Annotated in this window: 18 protein-coding genes; 8 read left to right on the forward strand and 10 right to left on the reverse strand. The window is 70.2% G+C overall.

Annotated elements, in window-relative coordinates; all coding sequences use genetic code 11:
* Positions 1 to 207: 207 nt before the first annotated feature.
* Positions 208 to 567 (reverse strand): DUF192 domain-containing protein, encoded by a 360-nt coding sequence (locus tag AC07AG_RS12780; RefSeq protein WP_478754546.1) that lies wholly within the window; start codon positions 565 to 567, stop codon positions 208 to 210.
* A gap of 345 nt (positions 568 to 912) precedes the next feature.
* Between AC07AG_RS12780 and AC07AG_RS12785 the strand changes: the two genes are divergently transcribed.
* Positions 913 to 1,431, forward strand: coding sequence for a hypothetical protein (locus AC07AG_RS12785; RefSeq protein ID WP_478754548.1), 519 nt, complete (start codon positions 913 to 915; stop codon positions 1,429 to 1,431).
* Between the two features lie 15 nt (positions 1,432 to 1,446).
* Here the strand turns inward: AC07AG_RS12785 and mgrA are convergent, their stop codons facing one another.
* Positions 1,447 to 2,484, reverse strand: a complete 1,038-nt coding sequence (gene mgrA / locus AC07AG_RS12790) for an L-glyceraldehyde 3-phosphate reductase (RefSeq protein WP_478754549.1) — start codon at positions 2,482 to 2,484, stop codon at positions 1,447 to 1,449.
* A 129-nt stretch (positions 2,485 to 2,613) separates the two neighbouring features.
* Here mgrA and AC07AG_RS12795 point away from each other — a divergent pair, with 129 nt between their 5' ends.
* From AC07AG_RS12795 to AC07AG_RS12815, 5 genes are all read left to right on the forward strand, one after another.
* A complete protein-coding gene (locus tag AC07AG_RS12795; RefSeq protein ID WP_361055785.1) occupies positions 2,614 to 3,375 on the forward strand; it encodes an isoprenyl transferase in 762 nt (253 codons plus the stop codon).
* A 319-nt stretch (positions 3,376 to 3,694) separates the two neighbouring features.
* Positions 3,695 to 5,017, forward strand: a complete 1,323-nt coding sequence (locus AC07AG_RS12800; RefSeq protein WP_478754552.1) for a PhoH family protein — start codon at positions 3,695 to 3,697, stop codon at positions 5,015 to 5,017.
* Between the two features lie 410 nt (positions 5,018 to 5,427).
* Positions 5,428 to 6,150 carry an aggregation-promoting factor C-terminal-like domain-containing protein gene (locus AC07AG_RS12805; protein WP_478754554.1) on the forward strand — a complete coding sequence of 241 codons (723 nt, stop codon included), beginning with the start codon at positions 5,428 to 5,430 and terminating at the stop codon, positions 6,148 to 6,150.
* A 126-nt stretch (positions 6,151 to 6,276) separates the two neighbouring features.
* Positions 6,277 to 7,653: an AI-2E family transporter gene (locus AC07AG_RS12810; RefSeq protein WP_478754556.1), complete on the forward strand. Its 1,377-nt coding sequence runs from the start codon at positions 6,277 to 6,279 to the stop codon at positions 7,651 to 7,653.
* A 54-nt stretch (positions 7,654 to 7,707) separates the two neighbouring features.
* Entirely contained in the window at positions 7,708 to 11,100 is a 3,393-nt protein-coding gene (locus tag AC07AG_RS12815) for an outer membrane protein assembly factor BamB family protein (RefSeq protein WP_478754558.1), read from the forward strand.
* Between the two features lie 61 nt (positions 11,101 to 11,161).
* On the opposite strand, the gene AC07AG_RS12820 is transcribed toward AC07AG_RS12815, so the two are convergent.
* Positions 11,162 to 11,692, reverse strand: coding sequence for an alkyl hydroperoxide reductase (locus AC07AG_RS12820; protein ID WP_478754560.1), 531 nt, complete (start codon positions 11,690 to 11,692; stop codon positions 11,162 to 11,164).
* A gap of 15 nt (positions 11,693 to 11,707) precedes the next feature.
* Positions 11,708 to 12,262: a peroxiredoxin gene (locus AC07AG_RS12825; protein WP_344523337.1), complete on the reverse strand. Its 555-nt coding sequence runs from the start codon at positions 12,260 to 12,262 to the stop codon at positions 11,708 to 11,710.
* Between the two features lie 160 nt (positions 12,263 to 12,422).
* On the opposite strand from AC07AG_RS12825, the gene AC07AG_RS12830 reads away from it, so the two are divergent.
* The gene (locus AC07AG_RS12830; protein WP_478754562.1) at positions 12,423 to 13,379 is read left to right on the forward strand and encodes a LysR substrate-binding domain-containing protein; all 957 of its coding nucleotides are present in this window, start codon (positions 12,423 to 12,425) and stop codon (positions 13,377 to 13,379) included.
* Between the two features lie 36 nt (positions 13,380 to 13,415).
* On the opposite strand, the gene AC07AG_RS12835 is transcribed toward AC07AG_RS12830, so the two are convergent.
* From AC07AG_RS12835 to AC07AG_RS12845, 3 genes are read right to left on the reverse strand one after another with little or no spacing between them, the layout of a single operon-like run.
* The gene (locus AC07AG_RS12835) at positions 13,416 to 15,872 is read right to left on the reverse strand and encodes an FtsX-like permease family protein (protein ID WP_478754563.1); all 2,457 of its coding nucleotides are present in this window, start codon (positions 15,870 to 15,872) and stop codon (positions 13,416 to 13,418) included.
* On the reverse strand, positions 15,869 to 16,555 hold the full coding sequence (locus tag AC07AG_RS12840) for an ABC transporter ATP-binding protein (protein WP_478754565.1): 687 nt from the start codon (positions 16,553 to 16,555) through the stop codon (positions 15,869 to 15,871). Before AC07AG_RS12840 ends, AC07AG_RS12835 begins: the two co-directional genes overlap by 4 nt.
* Positions 16,552 to 17,079 carry a PadR family transcriptional regulator gene (locus AC07AG_RS12845; RefSeq protein WP_160506940.1) on the reverse strand — a complete coding sequence of 176 codons (528 nt, stop codon included), beginning with the start codon at positions 17,077 to 17,079 and terminating at the stop codon, positions 16,552 to 16,554. The genes AC07AG_RS12840 and AC07AG_RS12845 overlap by 4 nt, the downstream gene beginning before the upstream one ends.
* A 270-nt stretch (positions 17,080 to 17,349) precedes the next feature.
* On the opposite strand from AC07AG_RS12845, the gene AC07AG_RS12850 reads away from it, so the two are divergent.
* Positions 17,350 to 19,614, forward strand: a complete 2,265-nt coding sequence (locus AC07AG_RS12850; RefSeq protein ID WP_478754568.1) for a transglycosylase domain-containing protein — start codon at positions 17,350 to 17,352, stop codon at positions 19,612 to 19,614.
* Between the two features lie 124 nt (positions 19,615 to 19,738).
* On the opposite strand, the gene AC07AG_RS12855 is transcribed toward AC07AG_RS12850, so the two are convergent.
* The 3 genes from AC07AG_RS12855 to fomD all read right to left on the reverse strand — a co-directional run bounded on the left by AC07AG_RS12855 (position 19,739) and on the right by fomD (position 23,376).
* Positions 19,739 to 21,814, reverse strand: a complete 2,076-nt coding sequence (locus AC07AG_RS12855) for a SpoIIE family protein phosphatase (RefSeq protein WP_478754570.1) — start codon at positions 21,812 to 21,814, stop codon at positions 19,739 to 19,741.
* A 55-nt stretch (positions 21,815 to 21,869) separates the two neighbouring features.
* The gene (locus AC07AG_RS12860; protein ID WP_478754572.1) at positions 21,870 to 22,562 is read right to left on the reverse strand and encodes a class I SAM-dependent methyltransferase; all 693 of its coding nucleotides are present in this window, start codon (positions 22,560 to 22,562) and stop codon (positions 21,870 to 21,872) included.
* A gap of 127 nt (positions 22,563 to 22,689) precedes the next feature.
* Positions 22,690 to 23,376, reverse strand: coding sequence for a cytidylyl-2-hydroxypropylphosphonate hydrolase (fomD, locus tag AC07AG_RS12865; RefSeq protein WP_478754574.1), 687 nt, complete (start codon positions 23,374 to 23,376; stop codon positions 22,690 to 22,692).
* Positions 23,377 to 23,408: the final 32 nt, after the last annotated feature.

The following is a 23,408-nucleotide window of genomic DNA, read 5'->3' on the forward strand; positions in this document are numbered from 1 at the left end:
GACGGGAAAACGCGGTGGAGGGTTGCTCCGCGCGCCGATCGTTAACCAAGTGATCCCGAAACAGGTCGCGTTGATTCCGCATCGTTATCGGCACTGACTCGATTCAGCCGCGCACATCACGTAAGTTCAGACCAAGGCGAATTCGCGTGAGCAAAGCCACGTGTGCGGTGCCGCGCGGCGGAGGGGGCTGCGCGGCTCCGCGCGCCCTCATTCCCCGCCGGGACCGGCGAAGGAGTCCGCGGACCGCACCTCGACCCGCGCACCCCGGCGCACGCCCCACAGGGCCATCGCTCCGGCCTCCGCCTCCAGGACGTGCCGGGCCCGCGGCCGGGGCCGCCCGATCCGCAGGGGACGCATCGTCCGCACGGACAGCACCCGCAGCTCCCGGTCCAGGTACGCCACGTCGATCGCGAACCGCATCCCCACCGTGTGCACACTGCTCGCCGGGGTCAGCAGCAGCGCCCCGGCGACCCCGTCCCGGCCGAGCAGCCCGCGCCGCCGCGCGCCGGCGGAGTCCGCGATCTCCAGGGGGAGGGTCCGGCCGGACGGGAGCAGAAGCGTCGCCATGCGAGCCGAAGCTAGCGGCCCCTCCGTCCGCCGCGTCAAGGGGGCGCCCCGGCCCCCGTCCCTCCAATGGGCTACCGCCGTGCGAGGCCTGATTCTGTCGCCGGGGCCGAAATCCGGTGCGGGAACAGGGGCCCGGAGTCGTCGGCCGGTTTCGGAGAGTAGTTGTGGCACGCCGATGCGCGCAGCATCACTTACGAAGGGTTATGGTGGAAACCCCCCCTCGGGCCGGTCCGTCTCCCCCCCACGGACCGGCCCGATTTTTTGTGCCAGGACGCCGGACCTCGCGCCGCCCGTGCCGCGTACCGCCCCGACGCTGAGGCGGGACCTCCGGATATGGTCAGGGACATGTCGAACCAGTTCCCTCCGCCGCCCCATGACCCGCAGGCCAACCCGCAGCCGGGCCTCCCCAGTTACACCGGTCCGGCCCAGGACCCCGGGTACGCGAACGCCTATGGGTACGGCCACGGCCCGGTCGTCCCGCACACGATGCCCGGCGTGGTCCGCGCCGCGCAGATCGTCGTCTGGGTCCTCGCCGGGCTGGTGCTGCTCGGCACGATCGCGATCGCGGCCTCGGGGGACGCCGAGACGGCCGGTGCGGCCGTCGGGGCGAGCCTGCTCCTCCTGGTGACCGCCGGTTTCGCCTTCACGTTCAAGAGCGCGGGCAACGGCATACGCGTGACCTGCATCGTCCTGATGAGCGTGCAGATCGCCCTCGGACTCGGCAGCCTCGCCGGCGGCAACCCGGGCGGGCTCCTGGGCCTGCTCGGCTCGGTCGCCACGGTCGTTCTGCTCGCGCAGGGTGCGGCGGGCGCCTGGTTCAAGCGCCCGCGTATCCCTGCCCCGGGGCAGGGATACGCGGCCTGAGGAACCCCGCCGGAACTAACCCCGCCCGGCCCAGATGTTGGTGCCGGGCGTGGAGACCGCGTACGTGTCGATCTCGGCGAGCTCCTCGTCCGTGAGCTTCGGCCCCGCCAGCGCCGCCACGTTCTCCTCCAGCTGCTTCACGCTGGAGGCGCCGATGAGCGCGGAGGTCATCCGCTCGTCGCGCAGGACCCAGTTGAGCGCCAGTTGCGCGAGCGACTGGTCGCGGCGGGCCGCGATGTCATTCAGGCCATTGAGGCGGCGCACGACCTCGTCGCTCAGGAGGTCGGGGTCGAGCGACTTGCCCTGCGTCGCGCGCGAGCCCTCCGGGATGCCCTTCAGGTACTTGTTCGTGAGCAGGCCCTGCGCCAGCGGCACGAAGGAGATGCAGCCCATTCCCGCGCCCTCGAGGGTGTCGAGCAGGCCGTCGTCCTCGGTCCAGCGGTTGATCATCGAGTACGAGGGCTGGTGGATGAGGGCGGGCACGCCCATCTCCCGCAGCAGGCGCGCCGCTTCGGCGGTCTGCTCGCTGTTGTAGGAGGAGACGCCCACGTACAGCGCCTTGCCCTGCTGCACGGCGGACGCGAGCGCGCCCATTGTCTCCTCGAGCGGGGTCTGCGGGTCGAAGCGGTGCGAGTAGAAGATGTCGACGTAGTCCACGCCCATGCGCTTGAGCGACGCGTCCAGGGACGACATCAGGTATTTGCGCGAACCCCACTCGCCGTACGGGCCGGGGTGCATGAGGTAGCCCGCCTTGGTCGAAATGACCAATTCATCGCGGTACGGGGCGAAGTCCTGCGCGAACAGCTTGCCGAAGTTGAGCTCGGCCGAACCGGCCGGCGGGCCGTAGTTGTTCGCCAGGTCGAAGTGAGTGACGCCCAGGTCGAAGGCGCGACGCAGGATCGCGCGCTGGCTCTCCAGGGACTTGTCGTCACCGAAGTTGTGCCACAGGCCGAGGGAGACGGCGGGCAGCTTCAGGCCGCTGCGGCCCGTGCGCCGGTACTCCATGGTGCTGTAACGGTCCGTTGCCGCTCGGTACAGAGACGTGTCGTTCATGGGTACGAAGCTACTTCAGGCCCGGATCTTGTGGTGTCGGCCCCGCATCACCCAGGGGCAGAGGACCGCCCCCACAGCGGTAGGCTTTCGCCTTCGGGGACTGCCATCTGCATGGAGGGGCTGACAGAAGTGAACCTGCGCGACCTGGTGTACGGACTTTACGCACGCCGGGTGGAAGGCCGCCTCGACCACGACCAGGTGCCCAAGCACATCGGGGTCATCCTCGACGGCAACAGGCGCTGGGCAAAGGCGTCCGGCGGGACCACCGAACAGGGCCACCAGGCGGGTGCGTACAAGATCGAGGAGTTCCTCGGCTGGTGCGCCGAGACGGACGTCGAGGTCGTCACCCTCTGGATGCTGTCGACGGACAACTTCGACCGCCCGGAGCAGGAGCTCATCCCGCTCCTCGGCATCATCGAGGACACGGTCCGCAGCCTCGCCGCCGACGGCCGCTGGCGCGTGCACCACGTGGGCACGATGGACCTCCTTCCCGCCCGCACCCAGGCCGTCCTCAAGGAGGCCGAGCAGTCCACCCACGGGAACAAGGGAATACTGGTCAATGTGGCCGTCGGATACGGCGGCCGGCAGGAGATCGCCGACGCGGTCCGCTCGCTGATCCTGGACCACGCGGAGAAGGGCACGAGCCTGGAGGACGTCGCCGAGACCGTCGACGTCGACCTGATCTCCAAGCACCTCTACACACGCGGCCAGCCGGACCCGGACCTGGTGATCCGAACGAGTGGTGAGCAGCGTCTGTCCGGCTTCATGCTCTGGCAGTCGGCCCACTCCGAGTACTACTTCTGTGAAGTCTTCTGGCCGGCCTTCCGCAAGGTCGACTTCCTGCGTGCGCTGCGTGATTACGCGGCCCGGCACCGGCGTTACGGGGGCTGACGCCCGCGAGGTGCTCATGTCGGTGAGGTGTGAGTAACCCAGAGTTCACGGATGCGCCGTCATATGCCCTGGCATGGCTGCGCATGTTCGAGGGAATAAGCCTTCCAGGTCGACATCCGATTCACGGATGTCGTATCTCAGCGGGCGGCATGGGGCCGTCCGCCCGGGAGGCCCTTTGCACCAGGACGACCGTGCGGTGAGTACGGGCGAAGTGGAGGGCCGGAGCTCGGCCCGCGCACTGCGGCACGAGACCGGTCCGGACTTCTCCCGGCATCCTTCCCGTCGCTCCCCGACCTCATCCGAGGGGGTACGTCCTTCCGTGGTGACCAGCACAAAGCGCCGCATGCCCGACAGGCGCACCTATGTTCTCGACACCAGCGTTCTGCTCGCAGACCCGAACTCCATGTACCGCTTCGACGAGCACGAAGTCGTGCTGCCCGTCGTCGTGGTCACGGAGCTCGAGGCGAAGCGGCACCATCCCGAGCTCGGCTACTTCGCCCGGCAGGCCCTGCGCCTCCTGGACGACTGCCGGGTCCGGCACGGTCGCCTGGACGCGCCGATCCCGATCGGCGATCTGGGCGGCACGCTGCGCGTCGAGCTCAACCACTCCGATCCCGGCGTGCTTCCGGCCGGCTACCGGTTGGGGGACAACGACTCACGGATTCTCGCCGTAGCGCGCAACCTCCAGGCAGAGGGGTACGACGTCACCGTCGTCTCCAAGGATCTGCCTCTGAGGATCAAGGCGTCCTCGGTCGGCCTCCTCGCGGAGGAGTACCGCGCCGAGCTCGCCATCACGGACTCCGGCTGGACCGGAATGTCCGAACTGACCCTCTCCGGGGAACAGGTGGACCTCCTCTTCGAGGAAGACACGCTGTACGTCCCCGAGGCGGCCGACCTGCCCGTCCACACGGGTCTCACCATCCAGTCCGAGAAGGGCAAGGCTCTGGGCCGCGTCACGGCCGAGGGCAACGTCCGTCTCGTACGCGGCGATCGTGAGGCCTTCGGCATCAAGGGGAGGAGTGCGGAGCAGCGCATCGCGCTGGATCTGCTGCTCGATCCGGACATCGGCATCATGTCGATGGGCGGCCGGGCGGGCACCGGCAAGTCGGCCCTCGCGCTCTGCGCGGGACTTGAGGCCGTCCTGGAGCGACGGCAGCACCAGAAGGTGATGGTCTTCCGGCCGCTGTACGCGGTGGGCGGGCAGGAGCTCGGCTATCTGCCCGGCACCGAGGCCGAGAAGATGGGCCCCTGGGCGCAGGCGGTCTTCGACACGCTCGGCTCGGTGGCGGGCAAGGCGGTCATCGAGGAGGTGACGGCGCGCGGCATGCTCGAAGTGCTCCCGCTCACCCATATCCGCGGGCGCTCGTTGCACGACGCGTTCGTGATCGTCGACGAGGCCCAATCCCTGGAACGAAACGTTCTTCTGACCGTTCTGTCCAGGATCGGGGCGAACTCCCGTGTCGTCCTCACTCATGACGTCGCCCAGCGCGACAACCTCCGAGTGGGGCGGTACGACGGGGTAGTTGCCGTGGTGGAGAAGCTGAAGGGCCATCCGCTGTTCGCCCATGTCACGCTCACCCGCTCCGAGCGTTCGCCGATCGCGGCGCTCGTGACCGAAATGCTGGAGGACGGATCGATCTGAACCAGTTGACCCTGGTTACGCAGTAGTTGGCGCCGCCCGGCGAAGCGAAGGAGCCTAGCCGGGCGGCGTCATGGCGTTCGCCCTTTTCCGAAAAACTCCTGGGGCAAACGAGGTGTGAGCTTTCACACGGCACGGAGAATTGCCTTGCGGCATCCGGCTGGGGCAGAGTCTGGGTCCTGTCAGGCCCCGCATGCGACACACCTGTACCCCCAGCGGTACCGCAACTCAGAAAAAACAGAACTTCATAGTGGCCGTCGCATGCCGCCCGAAGCACCACGTGGCGCTCCCCTCACGGGAGTTGCCCACCGGGCCCGTGCCTCCCGTGACCGAGAACCAAGCGGAGGCCAGCGTCCAGGGGCACGATTGCGTCCGCGAGGTCACCTATGCGGGCGATGCTGGAAGGAAACCGTGTGAGCCGGATTTCGGTCCGGGGATTCGCCGTGGCATCCGCCACCGCGGTCACCACTGTTGGCGCTGTCGTCGGTGTCGCCTCGGGCAGCACCCCGGGCGCCTCGAATGACAACGACTTCGAGGCGGCGGCAAGCGACGCGACTCTCCTCGCAGACATTCCCGCGGGCCAGCAGGCCCAGGTGCAGACCGCGTCCCTGACGCAGCAGGCCGACGCACAGGCCATGGCTGCCGACACGGCCGCGAAGAAGACTGCGGCGGAAGCAGCGCGCAAGCAGGCCGCCGAGGCCGCCATCGCGAAGCAGAAGGCCGCGGAGAAGCAGGAGGCCGCAGAGAAGGCGGCAGCCAAGAAGGAGCGCGAGGAGAAGGCCGAGGTCAAGGCCAGCCGTTCCTCCGCGCGCGACGCCTCCGACTTCGCCCCGCAGTCCTCGTACTCCGTCTCGCAGGTCCAGGCGATGGCACGGCAGATGGTCCCCGGCGACCAGTTCCAGTGCTTCAGCAACATCGTCAACCACGAGTCCACCTGGAACTACAAGGCCACCAACGCCTCTTCCGGCGCGTACGGCCTCGTCCAGGCGCTGCCCGGCTCCAAGATGTCCTCGGCCGGTTCCGACTGGCAGACGAACCCCGCCACGCAGATCAAGTGGGGTCTCGGCTACATGAACGACCGCTACGGAAGCCCGTGTGGTGCCTGGGACTTCTGGCAGGCGAACAACTGGTACTGAGCTGCGGTTCGCTCAACCTTTTCAAGGCCCCTCACCGTCCTTCGGTGGGGGGTCTTCGCCGTGTACGGTCAGTCCGACAACTTCCAGGGGGGAGTGGTGGGGCAAGACGGGGGAAGAGGACGGATCATGTCGCGAGTACCAGGGTGGATCGGCAGGCTCGGTGCCGGACTGTCTCAGATGGGCGAGCGGATGGGGCGCGACGACCCCGATTCCGGTCCTGACGACGACAGCGTGAGGGCGGCGCGGCGGTCGAGCGCCGACGAGGCCGCCGCCGCCGAGGGCGACGCCGCGGCCGAGGCGGCCTCGGCACCGGATTCGGAGACCGTGGTGCCCGCGCCTCCCACGTACGCCCCGGACATAATGGCCAGGCCCGACCCCGTCGCGGCGGTGCCGTGGGGGATGCGGGTCGCGGCCGAGGCCGGCTGGCGTCTCCTCGTGCTCGCGGGCACGCTCTGGGTGTTGATGAAGGTCATCAGCGCCGTGCAGCTCGTCGTCTTCGCCTTCGTCGCGGCGCTGCTCGTCACCGCGATGCTCCAGCCGACGGTGGTCAGGCTCAAGCGACTCGGTCTTCCGAGGGGGCTCGCGACCGTCGTCACGGCAGTCCTCGGCTTCGTCGTCATCGGCCTGGTCGGCTGGTTCGTTGTCTGGCAGGTCATGGACAACGTGGACACGCTGTCCAGCCAGGTCCAGGACGGCATCGACGATCTGCGCAACTGGCTGCTCACCAGCCCGTTCCATGTGACCGAGGATCAGATCAACGACATCGCCAAGAGCCTGCGCGAGGCGGTCGGCGCGAACACGGAGGAGCTGACGTCCGCGGGGCTCGAAGGGGTCACCGTGATCGTGGAGGCCATGACGGGCATCCTGCTCGCGATGTTCTCGACGCTGTTCCTCCTCTACGACGGCAAGCGCATCTGGGAGTGGGTCCTGAAGCTGGTCCCCGCGCCCGCGCGGCCCGGCATCGCGGGCGCGGGTCCGCGGGCCTGGCGCACGCTGACGGCCTATGTGCGCGGCACGGTGATAGTGGCTCTGATCGACGCGATCTTCATCGGGCTCGGGATCTACTTCCTCGGGGTGCCGATGGCGGTGCCGCTGGCCGTCTTCATCTTCCTGTTCGCGTTCATCCCGTTGGTGGGCGCCGTCATCTCGGGCGCGCTCGCCGTGGTCGTGGGTCTGGTGACCCAGGGCGTCTTCACCGGCGTGATGACCCTGGTCGTGGTCCTCGCCGTGCAGCAGATCGAGGGGCACATCCTGCAGCCGTTCATCCTCGGGCGCGCGGTGCGGGTGCATCCCCTGGCCGTGGTGCTGTCCGTGGCCGCGGGCGGGCTCGTCGCCGGGATCGGCGGGGCCGTCGTCGCGGTGCCGCTGGTCGCCGTCACCAACACCGTGGTGGGCTACTTGCGGGCGTACTCACGTGAGGCCGCCCTGAAGCAGTCGCCTCAGCCGCGGGGCGCCACCGCCCTGGACGTCGCGCCGGTGGAGCGCGGATCGCCCGCCGAGTGAAAGATCTCCGGATCTTGGTCTGACGGCCACCTCCGGTGGCTAGAGTCCGCGCGCATGAGCCACAGACACAGATACAGACGGATACGCACCGCGGGCGGGCTCGTGCTCGGGCTGCTGGTCCTGCTCCTTGGCCTCGGGGTCCAGCCCGCCGCCGCGCACGTGTCGCGCGAGCAGGCCGAACTCGTCGTCGCCCCCGGTGACGGCGGCACGAGCGGGCGGCTGATCGTGCACCACGACGTGGTGTCCGCGGGGGAGGCCGGCGCCTGGGCGTCCCGGCTGCTCTCGGCCGACTGCCCGGCCCGCGGCTCCGGCGTCGCCGGGGACAGCGGCGGAGTGCCGGACGGCGTCGTCGTGGAGCTGACGTGGAGCTGCCGTCTCGACTCCGTCGACGTGAGCGCCCTGCTGGAGAAGGGCGGCCTGAGCCAGGTCGTCGTCGAGTTCGACGGCACCGCGGTGGACGCCACGGGGGCCACCCCGGTCGTGGACGCCCGCGGCGCGCACGCGCTGCCCTCCTTCCCCTGGGCCACCGTGCTCCCGGTGACGGCGGCCGGAGCCCTCCTCGCGCTCGCCGCCTGGCAACTCCCGCTCCTCGTACGCCTTGTGCGCACCCGGCGGCTCAAGCTCGCCCTCGCGGGGACCGTCGCGCTGTCCTGCTTCGCGCCCCAGGCCGCTTACGCCGACGGCACGCGGGCCGCGGACACCGTCACCGTGACCGGCACCGTCTTCCGGGACGCCAACGCCAACGGTGAGCGGGACAAGGGCGAGCGGCCCGTGCCCGGCGTCGATGTCACCGACGGGGCGGTGTGGACGGCCTCGGGGCCCGACGGTTCGTACCGCCTGGACATCGATCCCGCCCGGCGCGAGACGGACCTCGTCAGCATCGTCTCGCCGGACGGCTACACGCCCGCGCTGCGCGAGGACTACATACCGAAGTACTTCCGTGAGGTCGCCGAGAGCGGCTCCACGGGCGCCGACTTCGCGCTCGTCCCCGACAAGAACGCGGCGAACCCCACCGAGAAGTGGGTCATGAACTCCGACACCGAGGTCGGCAACCGTAACGACGAGGAAGCGCGCAAGGCCCTGCCGCAGTGGACCGGTCAGGTCAGGGCGATGTCCGAGGTCGACGGGGCGACGATGCAGATCGCCACCGGCGACCTCACCGTCACCGACTACGCGGAGGAGCCGCGCCGCCAGGGCGGCTACGACCTCTTCAGTAAGGGGCTCAAGGAGGGGAGGCTCGGTCATCCCTTCTACCCGGTGATGGGCAACCACGACTTCGGCGGCACGGCGTCCTCCAAGGGCTACGCGGGCAGCCTGGAGTACTACCGCCGCAACCTCGGCCCCGAGTGGTACAGCTTCGACCGCGACGGCCGCCACATCGTCGTCCTTGAGGACAACTACGACGCGAGCGGCCTGAAGCCGCAGCTGGAGTGGCTGCGCCGGGATCTCGCGCACAACGCGGTCGGCAAGCAGGTGTTCGTCTTCGCGCACCGCTCGCTGTTCACCCAGTGGGGTCCGGGCGCGGGCATGCAGCCGACCATCGACGAACTCGCCAAGTACGACGTGCGGATGGTCGCGGCAGGGCACAACCAGCAGTCGGAGTTCCGGCGCGGCGCCTTCAAGCGCTCCGTCGAGATCAACAACCAGGGCACGTACGGGATCGACGGCGGCCACCCGGACTACAAGGTCCTCGACTTCAGCGGCATCACCGACGATCCGCGCACGGGCCGTGACGAGGACACCGGTCATGTCACCGGAATCCACCGGCAGTTCGACGTCGACGACGACGCCGCCCTTGTCAGCCCCGCGCGGGGCAGCGTGCACGCGGCGAAGGACGGCGTGCCCGTCGAGGTGTACGCGGAGGACGACGGGCGCACACCGGGGCGGGCCGAGGTGACCGTGCGGGACAGGCGCGGGCATGTCGTGCGGCGCGAGTCGCTCCGGTTCGGCGACGGTGCGTCGAGGCCCGGCATCGAGAACTGCTACACGCCACCCGGCGGGAAGCCCGAGCCCTGTCCCGACGCCCGCGGTTCCTGGACGCGGGCGAGCGACCGGCTGCGCGGCCTGCGGCCCGGCGCGTACACGGCGGAGAGCGTCGCGTACGACACCCGGGGCAAGGCCTGGCCCGCGCTGAAGAGCCCGTTCACCGTGGTGCGGAAGACCGAAGCGGTGGGCGCGGGGCAGGACTGGGTCCGGCAGGGCGGCGACGAGGCCGGGCGCTCCGCGAGCGGGGACGATCCCGGTCCGGTGCTCGACCTGAAGTGGGCGCGCCACACCGGGGAGCAGTTCAACCTCAACGGCTCGGTCGTCGCCGACGGCAAGGTCATCGTCTCGTCGCGGGCCTTCGACTCGCCGTACAGCATGATGCTCGCCTACGACGTGGCCACCGGCCGTGAGATCTGGCGTACGTATCTGGACGGCGACGCGGAGTCGGCGCCCACGCTGCACGGCGGCCGGGTCCATCTGACGACGGGTGTCGGCCGGGTCTACGCCATCGACCCGAAGGACGGGCACATCGTCTGGGAAGCCGTCGACCGCGAGGAGCGGCACGGGGACACCGTGCGCCGCCACGGTCGGGCAGGCGGACCGGTCAGCGTCTTCGGGCTCACCGGCGAGTCGGCGAAGGGCCGTTCCGTCGCCGTCTACCAGGACTGGGACACGGTGCGCTGCCGGGACGCGAAGACCGGCGAGAAGCTGCCGGGCGGATTCGCGGCGGCGGGCTCATGGGGGCAGTTCCACAGCACCGCGGTGCGCGAGCCCGGCTCCAACACGGCCTATCTGCACTCCGGTTCGAGCAACACCGTCATCGCGATGGACCTGGTGAGCTGCGAGCAGCTGTGGGTGAAGGACACCAAGGGCGACATCGACAGCCACTCGTCGCCGGTGCTCACCGATCCGGCCTCGGGCGGTCCGGCGTCGGGCGAGCCGCAGCTGGTGACCTTCACGTCATCGGGGGTCCGCGGGTTCGATCCGGGGACGGGCGCGCAGACGTGGGAGTCGAAGGCGGGCGGTGCGGGCGTCTGCGAGCCGGGTCCCGCGCCGCTGACGAGTCCTGCCGTGCGGGGCGGCGTCGCGTACGTGGCGGGGCGCGACGGTGTCGTACGCGCCTACGACACGGGCGCGGCCGATCCGTCGAAGCCGCTCTGGCAGACCAAGGCCGGTTATCTGCCGGGGGAGAGTCCGCTGGACGACGAGTGGCGGGTGGCCATGGGCTGCACGGCGGGCGAGGGGTCGCCGACCATGCATCCGCTGGTCACCAAGTCCCATGTGTACGTGGGGACATGGGACGGCAGGCTGCTCGTCCTCGACCGCTCGACCGGCAGGCGGACGCACGCCTACGACCTGGGCGCGGGTGTCACGTCGGCGTTGTCCGTCAGCGGCGACCGGATCTTCGCGCTCACGGACGACGGGACGATCCACGCGCTGGCCGCGCGCCGTACGGGCTGAGGACGCACAACGGCCCCGCCCGGCAACTGCCGGGCGGGGCCGTTGTGTTGAGGCGGGGCGGTTACGCCAGGACGTCCTCGGAGTCCAGCGTGACGCCGACGGCCTGGATCACGGCGGCGATCTTGACGGCTTCCTGGATCGTCTCGCGATCCACGCCGGCCTTGCGCAGCACCTGCTCGTGGGAGTCGAGGCACTGGCCGCAGCCGTTGATCGCGGAGACCGCGAGCGACCACAGCTCGAAGTCGACCTTCTCCACACCCGGGTTGCCGATGACGTTCATCCGCAGGCCGGCGCGCAGCGTCCCGTACTCGGGGTCCGAGAGCAGGTGGCGCGTGCGGTAGAAGACGTTGTTCATCGCCATGACGGCCGCGGCCGACTTGGCGGCGGTGTACGCCTCGGGGGAGAGGTTCGCCTTCGCCTCGGGCTCCAGCTCGCGCAGCACCTTCGGGGAGCGGGATGCGATCGCGCAGGCGAGCACCGTGCCCCACAGCTGCTGCTGCGGCAGGTCCGAGTTGCCGATGACCGAGCCGAGGTTCAGCTTCAGGTCCTTGGCGTAGTCCGGTACGGCGGACTTCAGTTCGTCGAGTGCCATGTCAGAAGGCTCCGTTCACTCGCCCGAGAGGAGCGCGACCGGGTCCAGGGTCTCGTCGCCCTGGGTCCAGTTGCAGGGGCACAGCTCGTCCGTCTGGAGAGCGTCGAGGACCCGGAGGACCTCCTTGGGGTTACGGCCGACGGAACCGGCGGTCACCATCGTGAACTGGATCTCGTTGTTCTGGTCGACGATGAAGACGGCGCGCTGGGCGAAGCCGTCCTCGCCCTCGATGCCGAGGTCACGCATGAGCTCGTGCTTCGAGTCGGCCAGCATCGGGAAGGGCAGGTCGGTGAGGTCCGGGTGGTCCTTGCGCCAGGCGTGGTGCACGAACTCGGAGTCGCCGGAGAAGCCGAGCACCTGGGCGTCACGGTCGGCGAACTCGTCGTTCAGCTTGCCGAAAGCGGCGATCTCGGTCGGGCACACGAAGGTGAAGTCCTTGGGCCACGCGAAGACGATCTTCCACTTGCCCTCGTAGGTCTTGTGGTCGATCTGCTGGAACTCAGAGCCCTTCTCCAGCGAGACACAGGCAGTCAGATCGAACTGGGGGAACTTGTCACCGACAGTGAGCACGCGCTCTCCTTGCTGCAAAGAAACTCCCTTTTGGGGAGTTTCCTGGGGGGTTGGACTGGTGTTGATCGTGGCACAGGGTGCATTGATTATGGAAATAGCTAGAGTGGGTCATGTTGATCGGACCTAGCTATCAGTGTCAGTGGACAAGGAGGGGCATTCCGTGGCCACAAGTGCCAAGCCCGCAGCCAAGCGCGGCGCCCGTCAGCCGAGCCTCGCCCAGCTGCGCGCCTTCGCGGCCGTCGCCGAGCATCTGCACTTCCGGGATGCCGCCGCCGCGATCGGGATGAGCCAGCCCGCGCTCTCCGGCGCGGTCTCCGCCCTGGAGGAGACACTGGGTGTCACCCTGCTCGAGCGTACGACGCGCAAGGTGCTGCTCTCGTCGGCGGGCGCGCGCCTCGCGGTGCGGGCCAGGGCCGTCCTCGATGAGGTCGGGGCGCTGATGGAGGAGGCCGACGCGGTGCGCGCCCCCTTCACCGGGGCGCTGCGGCTCGGCGTGATCCCGACCGTGGCGCCGTATCTGCTGCCCACGCTCATCGGCCTCGTCCACGAGAAGTACCCGGATCTCGATCTCCAGGTGCACGAGGAGCAGACGTCCTCGCTGATCGAGGGGCTCGGCGCCGGGCGGCTCGATCTGCTCCTGCTCGCCGTGCCGCTCGGCGTGCCCGGCGTCACCGAACTGCCCCTGTTCGACGAGGACTTCGTGCTCGTCACGCCGCTCGACCACTGGCTCGGCGGACGCGAGGGCATCCCGCGCGACGCCCTGCGCGAGCTGAACCTGCTGCTGCTCGACGAGGGGCACTGCCTGCGCGACCAGGCCCTCGACATCTGCCGGGAGGCCGGGCGCGCGGACGCCCCGGTGACCACGACGGCCGCCGGACTCTCCACCCTCGTACAGCTGGTGGCCGGCGGCCTCGGCGTGACGCTGCTCCCGCGCACCGCCGTCCGCGTCGAGACCAGCCGCAGCAACCAGCTGCTCACCGGGTACTTCGCGGACCCGGCGCCGACCCGGCGCATCGCCCTCGCGATGCGTACGGGAGCCGCGCGGGCCGCGGAGCACGAGGAACTCGCCGCCGCCCTGAGGGGGGCCGTGAAGCCGTTGCCGGTGCGGGTGTTGTGACCCCGCACCGGCAACGTTGCGCTCCCGCGCGGGGAGTTACTCCGTGCGCAGTCCGTCCGGGCGCATCATGCGCCACAGCGGCGGCAGGCTGAGCAGCGTCACGACCGCGACGAGGGCGGCGCCCGCGGCCGTCAAGGGGGCGAAGAGCCACCAGTCGGTGACCGACTTCTGGATCATGCGGACCATGACCCAGCCGAGGCCGAGGCCGCCCGCGACGGCGAGCACCAGGCCGATCGCGACCGGAATGGCGGTCTGCCACAGGATCGACCACGCCATCGACGCGCGGCGCGTGCCGAAGGCGGTGAGCGCCGCCAGGAGGCGCTTGCGCTCCCGCAGTTGCTCGATCATCGAGACCAGCATGGACGCCGCGATCAGGGCCATCGTCGCCATCGCGCCGATCTGCAGGCCGCTCTGGATGGTGGCGTACTGCTTGTCGCGCTCGACCGCGCGCAGCGTCTGCACGTCGAGGAACGGGTCGACGTGGGCCGCGGTGTTGCGGATGTACTCCTCGGCGTCCTTGGTGTCCGGGTCCACCTGGATCATCGCGGTGGTCGAGGCGTCGGCCATCTTGGAGGCGTCGATCGCGCCGGGCGTCGCGTAGATGCCGTCGTGCAGGTCGCCGCCCGGGTCGGGGCGGGCCTTGACCTCGCGCGAGTCGGCGGGCAGCGTCCACGGGACGTGCTGGTGGCCGGACTCGTCCCAGCTGATGGCGTTCAGGTCGATCGGCTTGCCCGGACGGGCCGACTCGTCGACCCAGTTGTTCATTTCCTTGTCGCCGGTGTGCACGACGAAGGTGTCGCCGTCCCGGCACTCGCCGATCCGGGCCAGCTCGCGCAGGTTCGCGCAGGTGCCGACCGTCAGCTCCGTGGTGGGCCTGAGGTCGTCGGGGTTCTTCAGCTTGCCCGGCTTCACGACGTACGTGGAGACCGTGCCGATGACGTTCTTGACGCCCTTGGTCGTGCGGAACTTGTCGATCATCCGCTCGGCGAGGTCGCCGTCGCCCACGTCGGCCCTGACCACCAGCTTGGCGCGGCCGGGGTCGTTGTCGGTGGTCTGGTTGAAGTCGTCGTGCATCGCGACGAACAGCATCTGCAGGGCGACCGCGCCCGCCACCGCGACGGTGATGCCGCTGACCGTGCGCGCCGCCGTTCCGCTGCTCAACTGGAGCCTGCGGATGGCCAGTTGCCAGGGCAGCGGGCCGCCGCCGCGCAGCTTGGCCACGCTCGCCTCGACGAGCCAGGGCAGCAGCGCGGCCAGGCCCACCAGGGTGAGCGTGGCGCCCGTGCCGATGGCGAAGACCGGCGGGGCCACGTTGCCCCCGACGTAACCATTGATCACGTCGCCCCCGACCTGGCCCGAGGCGAGCAGGATGCCGAGGCCGAGCAGCGGCATCACGATGCGCCACCAGACGCGGCGCTTGCGGGGTTTGGTGCTGCGCACGACGCCCAGCGGCTCGATGGAGACGGCCCGCAGCGAGATCAGGGTGACCAGGACGGCGGTGACGGGTACGGCGAGCAGGATCAGCGCGGCCAGGCCGGGCACCGGCACCACGTCGGAGGGGAAGGCGCTGATCTTCCACCCGTCGAGGGTGCCGATCACCTCGCGCACGCCCAGGAAGAACAGACCGCCCGCGGCCAGGCCGAGCAGCGCGCCGCACAGGGCCTCGCCCGCCGCGATCCGCCGCACGCTGTGCGCGTCGGCGCCGACCAGGCGCAGCGCGGCCAGCCGCCGGTCGCGCCGGTCGCCGCCGAAGCGGACCGCCGTGCCGATGAAGATGACCACCGGGGTCAGCAGGACCACGCAGATCAGGACCACCAGGACGATCAGCATCGGGTCCATGGGTTCCGCGGGCTCTTTGTGCCCGAACGCCTCGACGCGGTGGCCGCCCTTCGCCGGGGTGAGGGCGTCGGAACCGGCGTAGTAGTAGAGCTCCTTGGGGTTGGTCAGGCCCGCGTCGCCGATGGTGGCCGTGACGCGGTACTCGCCGAGGCGCTCCTTCAGGAGGGCGCCGTCGGAGCTGTCCAGGAGCTCGCGCAGGGCGGGCGACACGGCCATCTCGCCGTCGGCCGGGATCTTCTTCAGGCCGGGCGGCAGGGCCGGGTCGCTGCCTTCGGCGCGCAGCACGCGGCCGCTCACCGTGGCGTCGCGGAAGTCGGTGGGGGTGTCGCGCTGGAGGACGGTGGAGTCGGAGCGCTTGACCTTCTTGGCCGAGAACTGGTCGTCGGCCGCGCGGGCCACCTGGCGGTCCTCGCGGTGCTGGAGCAGGTTGGGCACGGACGCCGCGCCGAGCAGCAGCGCCACGCCGAGGCCGACGCCGACCGCCGTGAGGAGGGTGCGGGTCCATCCCTCGCGGCCGCCGCCGACGGCGAAACGTATGCCCATCGCGAGGTCGCGGGCGAAGGCGCGGGGTCCCCCCTTGGACACGGTCGCGGCGTCGAAGGTGGGCGGCGGCGTGTGCCGCGTATCGGCCTTGGCGCGCGTGTCGAGACTCATATCGCCCGCTCCATGTCCCGTGACCTGCCGTCGCGTACGACGATCTCGCGGTCGGAGTAGGCGGCGACCCGCGTCTCGTGGGTGACGAGGACCACGGCGGCGTTCGTCGAGCGTGCGGCGTCGGTGAGCAGCTCCATCACGCGCTCGCCGTTGAGCGAGTCGAGCGCGCCGGTGGGCTCGTCGGCGAAGACCACACGCGGGCTCGTGGCGAGCGCGCGGGCCACCGCGACCCGCTGGCCCTGACCGCCGGAGACCTCGCCGGGCCGCTTGGCGGCGACGTCCTCGACCTCCAGGCGCTCCATCCAGGTGCGGGCGGTCGCCTCGGCCTCCTTGCGCCGTGCGCCGTTCAGCCGCAGCGGGAGCGCGACGTTCTCGACGCAGGTCAGCTCGGGCACCAGCTGGCCGAACTGGAAGACGAAGCCGAACTCGCTGCGGCGCAGGGCGCTCAGCGTGGCGTCCGGCAGGCCCGTGAGCTCGCGGCCGTTGTACGTGATGGAGCCCGAGTCGGGTTTGACGATCCCCGCGAGGCAGTGCAGGAGCGTCGACTTGCCGGAGCCGGAGGGGCCCATCACGGCGACGACCTCGCCGGGGTGGATGGAGAACCCGGCGTCGTCGAGCGCGGTCGTCGGACCGTACGTCTTGTGCAGCCCGGATGCGGTGAGGAGGGAGCCGGCGGGGGTCATGCGGAGCGCACCTCCTGGGCGAGCTTGCCGAGGCGGGCGGCGGCCAGTTCGAGCCAGCGCAGATCGGCTTCGAGATGGAAGAGCGCGTGGTCGCAGATCAGCTGGTCGGCGAGGTCGCCCTTGCGCTTGCGGTCGGTGAGGATGCGCATCAGGCGCAGGTGCTCGGCGCGCTGGGCGTCGAGCATCTCCGAGGCGTCGCGCTCGGTCAGGAGCGCGAGGACGACCTTGGTGTAGAGGGTCGACTGGAGGTAGGGCTCGGGCTTCTCCGGGGTGGCGAGCCAGCGCTCCACATCGGTGATGCCGGCTTCGGTGATCGCGTACCGCTTGCGCTCGGGGCCGCCGCCCGCCTCTATGCCGTCGACCTCGACGAGGCCGTTCTTCAGGAGGCGGGACATGGTCGAGTAGACCTGGCCGTAGTGCAGTGGCTTGTCGTGACCGAACTTCTCGTCGAAGGTGCGCTTGAGGTCGTAGCCGTGGCGCGGGCCCGACTCAAGAAGGCCGAGGAGGGTGTGACCGATGGACATGCGCAGCACTCTACACCGTGTGTATACGTGGCATGTATACCGCTGGTTCGCCCCCGGCTCCTGGCTCACAGGTTCGAAAGGCGGGCAACCTTCTGGGCCCCAGGATCGTCGGTCTACTGGGGGCAATCACCGGTTCCTGTGGTGCGGGTGCTGATTGTCACGTCCGGAAAAGACCGGATCGGCAGTCCTTTGTCCCTAGGTGCGGTGTTAGCTTCTTGAGCTGACTTGCCAGTCATAAGCGAACGACACGGATGCGGAGCACTCAGACTCATGGGCCGAGCGGAAGAGCGACAAGCGCGGCAGCGCGGCGCGCGCCGGGCATCGCGCGGGCGCCCCGCCGGCGGCGGCAAACCCAAGCGCACGGGCATACGCCGCTTCTTCACGCTGAAGAAGATCCTGGGTACGTTCTTCGGGCTCTGCCTGCTTGGCATGCTCGCCTTCGTCGTCCTCTACATGGTGGTTGACGTGCCCGAGGGCAACGCGGCGGCCAAGCTCCAGAGCAACGTCTACAAGTACAAGAACGGCCAGGTCATCGCCAGGACCGGCGAGCTGAACCGTGAGGTCGTCGACCTGGAGAAGGTGCCCAAGAAGGTGCAGCGCACCTTCGTGGCCGCCGAGAACAAATCCTTCTACAAGGACAAGGGCGTCGACTTCAAGGGCACGACCCGCGGCCTGATCAACACCGTGACCGGCAAGGGCAAGCAGGGCGGCTCGACGATCACCCAGCAGTACGTCAAGAACTACTACTTGACGCAGGATCAGACGGTGACCCGCAAGTTCAAGGAACTGGTCATCTCGCTGAAGGTGGACCAGAAGAAGAGCAAGGACGACATCCTCGCCGGGTACATCAACACCAGCTACTACGGCCGCGGCGCCTACGGCATCCAGGCCGCGGCCCAGGCGTACTACAACGTCGACGCCGAGGACCTGAACGTCACGCAGGGCGCCTACCTCGCCGCGCTCCTCCAGGCCCCGAGCCAGTACGACTGGACCTCCGCCACGGACGCGAGCAAGAAGCTGGTCAAGGCGCGCTGGAACTACGTCCTCGACAACATGGTCGAGGAGGGCTGGCTGCCCGCGAGCGAGCGCGAGGGCCTCACGTTCGACGCTCCCAAGGCGCCCAAGGCCGCGCCCGGCCTGGAGGGCCAGGCCGGCTACCTCGTGAAGGAGGCCAAGGCCGAGGTCATGAAGGCCGGCCACCTCAGCGAGGAGCAGTTCGACGCGGGCGGCTACACGATCACGCTCAACATCGACCAGAAGAAGCAGAAGCAGCTCGAGAAGGCCGTCGACAAGAAGCTGAACGACCAGCTCGACCCCGACAAGCGCAAGGCCGACGCCCGGGTGCAGGCGGGCGCCGCGTCCGTCGACCCGAAGACCGGCAAGGTCCTCGCGATGTACGGCGGCCAGGACTACGTCAAGCACTACACGAACAACGCCACCCGGCGTGACTACCAGCCGGCCTCCACCTTCAAGCCGCTGATCCTCGCCGCGGCCCTGGAGAAGAGCGCCACGACGCAGTCCGGCCAGCCGATCACGGCGAACACGGTCTACGACGGCACCAGCGAGCGCCCGGTCAAGGGCAGCGACGTCGCCTTCGCGCCGCCGAACGAGGACGACAAGAGCTACGGCCAGGTCACCGTCCAGAAGGCGATGAACAAGTCCATCAACTCCGTCTTCGCGCAGATGGGCGTGGACGTCGGCATGGACGACGTACTGGAGACCGCGGGCAAGCTCGGCATGGACGTCGAGGACCTGCCCGCCGTGCCCGCGCAGACCCTGGGCACCATGGGCGCGAGCCCGCTGGAGATGGCGGGCGTCTACGCGACGCTCGACAACCACGGCAAGAAGGTCACCCCGGCGGTCGTGGCGTCCGTGGAGCACAAGGACCGCACGATCGAGCTGCCGGACCCGATCGGCGAGAAGGTCGTCGAGCGCGGCACCGCGGACTCGATCACCTCGGTCCTGACCGGCGTGGTCGACGACGGCACGGGCAGCGCGGTGCGCAGCCCCGTGCAGGACGTGGCGGGCAAGACCGGTACGTCCGACGACAACAAGTCGGCCTGGTTCACCGGCTACACGCCGAAGCTGGTCACCTCCGTCGGCCTGTTCGGCGAGGGCGCCGCGGGCACGGCCGAGCAGAGCAAGCAGGTCTCCATGAAGGGCGCGGGCGGTCTGCCGCGCGTCGACGGCGGCAGCTTCCCGGCGCAGATCTGGGCGGCGTACACCTTCGACGCGATGGGCTCGCCCAGCAAGTTCGACCTGGACACGTCCATGGGCGCGGCCATCGCGCCGCCCCCGGACCCGACGACGCAGGCCCCGCAGGAGCCGACGGACGAGCCGTCAAAGACCAAGGACCCGACGACGAAGCCGCCGACGGACGACCCGACCACGGACAAGCCGACGGAGACGCCGTCGACCGAGACGCCGACGGACGATCCGACCACGGACCCGCCGACCGAGGAGCCGGGCGAGCCGGACCCGACGGAATCCATCGAGATCCCGGAGAACCCGAACGGGCGGCCAGCCAGGGACTGAGGCCCGGGGTCCCCCGCCCCCTCCGGGGGGGGGGGGGGGGGGGGGCCCCCCCCCCCCCCCCCCCGGAGGGGGCGGGGGACCCCGGGCCTCAGTCCCCACCGGCCATCCGTAAAAGAACGCCCGCTTAGTTGCTGCTCGATTCCGGGTTCGCGCCATGATTCAGCTCGAACCAGACCACTTTCCCGGTACTCAACCGCGTTGCGCCCCACCGCCGGGCAAGCCGATTGACCAGATACAACCCCCGGCCGCCCTCATCCGTGGCCCGCGCCTGCCGCAACCTCGGCAGCTGCGGCACGTCGTCGCCGACCTCGCAGCGCAGGACGTCCGTACGCAGCAGGCGCAGCGTCACAGGGCGCGACGCGTACCGCACGGCGTTCGTGACGACCTCGCTGACCAGGAGCTCCAGGGAGTCGGTCAGCTCCTGCAGGCCCCAGCGCTCCAGGGCGCTGCGGGCCAGACGCCTGGCGCGGGCGGGCGTGGCGTCCTCCGGGTCCAGGTACCAGTACGCGACGTCGCTCGGCGCGATCCCGTCGAAGCGGGCGGCGAGCAGCGCGATGTCGTCGTCCCGGTCGCCGGGGCCGAGCATGTCGAGGACGTCGTCGCAGAGGGCCTCCAGGGGCGGCGGATGGTCCGGGCCCGTCAACTGGGCGGTGGCGGCGAGCCGTTCGCGCAGCTGCTCTATGCCGGTCCACACGTCACGCAGGCGGGACTCGACCAGGCCGTCCGTGTAGAGGAGCAGCGTGGCGCCCGCGGGCGCGTCGAGCTCCACGGCCTCGAAGTCGACGCCGCCCACGCCGATGGGCGCGCCCGGCGGGACCCGCAGGACCTCCGCACGGCCGCCCAAGTGCAGCAGGACGGGCGGCGGATGACCGGCGTTGGCGATGGTGATGCGGTGCGCGACCGGGTCGTACACCGCGTAGAGGCAGGTCGCCATGCGGTCCGAGCCGAGCCGCTGGGCCTGTTCGTCCAGGTGGTGCAGGACCTCCTGGGGCGGCAGGTCGAGCCCGGCCAGGGTCTGGGCCGTCGTCCGCAGCTGGCCCATGATCGCGGCCGAGGTCATGGAGTGCCCCATGACGTCGCCCACGACCAGCGCGACCCGGCTGCCGGGCAGCGGGATCGCGTCGTACCAGTCGCCGCCCACCCGGGCCGTCTCGGCGGCCGGGAGATAGCGGGACGCCAGGCGGACACCGGTCGGGCGGGGCAGGGTCTCGGGCAGCATCGTGCGCTGGAGCTCGTCGGCGATGTACGCCTCGCGGCCGTAGAGCACGGCCTTGTCGATGCCGAGCGCACTGTGCGTGGCCAGCTGGGCGGCGACCAGGAGGTCGTCGCCCTCGAACGCGGGCCGGTCGGGGCGGCGCAGGAACACCGCGGCGCCGATCACCCGGCGTCTGCCCCGCAGCGGGGCGAGGACCGTGCGCTGCCCGGACGGCACGGTGCGGCCTTCGCCGAGCAGCTCGGGCAGCGCGGCGCGGGCCGCGGGGGTGTCGGCGAAGACCGGGCGTACGCCGCGCAGGACCTCGGCGAGGGCGCCGCCGGGGCGCACCTCGCACAGCTCCGCGGTCGTCACGAGATCGGCCTGCACCTGGAGGGCGGGCAGGGTGCCGCCGTCGGTGTCGGGTTCCTCGGCCCCTTCCTCGATCGAGCGCAGCCGGTCGGTGCGGCGCAGGCGCAGCACGAGGGCTCCGCTCGGCCGCTCCTCGCCGACCGGCAGCGGGTCGCGCAGATAGACCAGTATCGCGTCGGAGAACGTCGGCACCGTGGCCCGGCACAGGCCCATCACGATCTCGTCGAGGTCGATGCCGCGGGCGATGCGCCGGGTCGCGGCGCCCACGAAGCGCAGCCGGTCGCCGTCGCGCCGCATCGCCGCGGGGCCGGAGCCCGGCGGTCGTGGCTGTCCCGTACGCCGCTCCTCACCGCCCGGGGCGCCATCGAGGGCGCCGTCGGGGCTGTCCTGCCCGGCCGGCCGCGGCCGGTGCGGGTCGGGCTGCTGCGCCGAGGGACCGGGCGACTGGGAGTGCTCGTCGCTGGGGCTCGCGGTGGAGTCGCCCGTCCGGGCCTGGGCCTGTGCGGGTAAAGCGGTCGCGCCCGGGGTGTCCCGTGCCTTCGGGGCACGCGCCTGTGCCCCGCGGGGATCCGCGGGGGCGGCGGGCCGGGCAGCTCTGGGCTGTCGGCCCTCGTCGGGGATGGAGTGCTCCGTCACGCGTTTCGAATCCGTCCGTCCGGGGCTGCGCCTTGGTGTCCGGTGGCTACTTTGGTCAGCCGCGTCGGCAGTGCAGGAAGAGCTGGTGCTCGGGTGGTACGTCGGTACTCGCCGGGGCGTAGGAGTACGTGTCCTCCTCGACGATGTCGAAGCCCGCGTCACGTACGACCTGCCGCAGTTCGTCTCGCAGGTATCCGGATACCCGGATTGTGTGCCCCAGGAACGGAATTCCCGCGTCGTCCAGGTCGGCCTCGACCATGGAGAGCGCGAGCAGGCCACCGGGGCGCAGCAGTCCGTGCAGCAGCCGCAGAGCGTACGGGATCTCGGCGCGCGGCAGCATGAGAAGCGCGAAGAATGCCGCGATCCCGTCGAACCGACCGACCCCGTCGGGCCCTTCGGCCCGCAGTCCCGCCACGTCGAGCTGCCGGAACTCGGCGTTCGGCGATGGCACGTTCTTCCTGGCCAGGTCGAGCATGCCGGAGGAGAGGTCGATGCCGAGGACGAAGTGCCCGGCGTCGGTGAGCTGACGGGCGGTGGGCAGCCCCGTGCCGCACCCGACGTCGAGAATCCTCGACCCGGGCGGCAGCGCGTCGGCGAGCCTGCGCCCGGCGGCCTGCTGGCCGTCCTTGTGCGGGAAGGCGTCGTCGTAGTGCTGTCCGATGGCGTCGAAGGCCTCGGCCTGCCCCGTCCGGTCGGGCAGCACGCCGGATGGCCCGCCGTACCTGTCGAACTCGCTCGCCTCGCTCACGTTCTGCCGCCCTTCGATGACATCCTGTCAGGCAACGCGCAAGCTCAGGGAGTTGCTGCTGAGTTGCTGCTGTGCGCCCTTGCGGAGGACGATCCTACGTTTGAACCATGGGGGCGCATCAAGGGTCTCATGACGTCACATGAGCGGGCGTGCGATCCCAGTCGTCCGGAAGGGGCGGAATCGCCCAGTCCGGATCGGGGCGCCAGTGCTGCCAGTTGTCCGAAAAGGGCAGCCCCCAGGAACGGATCACATCGATGGCGGCGCGCCCGGCGGCCCGTACTTCCTGCGCTTTTCCCGCGCCCATAAGGCCGGCGCGCTGGGCCTGGGCGAATTCGTCCTCGTCGTGCCACTGCCAAGTCCGGTCCGGGCGCACGGAGATGTCCAGAAAGTGATCCTCGGAATCGATGCCTCCGGCCCAACGGGCCCGCGGCTCCTCAAGATTCACGTACCAGTTCTTGAACCGCCATCCCGGATCCCAGAACAACCACACCGACCACGGCTCGGCGGGCCTGGCCAACTTCAGTACGCCGGTGCCGAACCAGCGGTCCCTGCGCAGTGCGCGGGGCTTCGTGTAGCGGGTGGCCAGGGGCTCATGGTGCACGGGAGTCCCGTCGGCGAGCACGGGCTTCACGCATTCGGTGCCGGGGGCCATCCACACGGCGAGCAGTTCTTCGCTGTCCTGCACGACCGTGACGGGCCTGCAGATGTGAATCCGATTCCCGGCGTTCTCCTTGTACCGCCACAGCACATGGGAGCCGGGGGCCCAGCGTGCTGCTTCGCTGCTCGTCGTTGGCGGCGTGGTGAGGTCTGTCATGCAGAGATATTAGTGGGCGCCCGGACGGAGGT

The sequence above is a fragment of the Streptomyces sp. NPDC044044 genome, assembly GCF_056434405.1.

Coding starts and splice junctions, on each gene's coding strand:
- AC07AG_RS12780 (WP_478754546.1), bottom strand. CDS start 567: ATGGCGACGCTTCTGCTCCCGTCCGGCCGGACCCTCCCCCTGGAGATC.
- AC07AG_RS12785 (WP_478754548.1), top strand. CDS start 913: ATGTCGAACCAGTTCCCTCCGCCGCCCCATGACCCGCAGGCCAACCCG.
- mgrA (WP_478754549.1), bottom strand. CDS start 2,484: ATGAACGACACGTCTCTGTACCGAGCGGCAACGGACCGTTACAGCACC.
- AC07AG_RS12810 (WP_478754556.1), top strand. CDS start 6,277: ATGTCGCGAGTACCAGGGTGGATCGGCAGGCTCGGTGCCGGACTGTCT.
- AC07AG_RS12815 (WP_478754558.1), top strand. CDS start 7,708: ATGAGCCACAGACACAGATACAGACGGATACGCACCGCGGGCGGGCTC.
- AC07AG_RS12820 (WP_478754560.1), bottom strand. CDS start 11,692: ATGGCACTCGACGAACTGAAGTCCGCCGTACCGGACTACGCCAAGGAC.
- AC07AG_RS12835 (WP_478754563.1), bottom strand. CDS start 15,872: ATGAGTCTCGACACGCGCGCCAAGGCCGATACGCGGCACACGCCGCCG.
- AC07AG_RS12840 (WP_478754565.1), bottom strand. CDS start 16,555: ATGACCCCCGCCGGCTCCCTCCTCACCGCATCCGGGCTGCACAAGACG.
- AC07AG_RS12845 (WP_160506940.1), bottom strand. CDS start 17,079: ATGTCCATCGGTCACACCCTCCTCGGCCTTCTTGAGTCGGGCCCGCGC.
- AC07AG_RS12850 (WP_478754568.1), top strand. CDS start 17,350: ATGGGCCGAGCGGAAGAGCGACAAGCGCGGCAGCGCGGCGCGCGCCGG.
- fomD (WP_478754574.1), bottom strand. CDS start 23,376: ATGACAGACCTCACCACGCCGCCAACGACGAGCAGCGAAGCAGCACGC.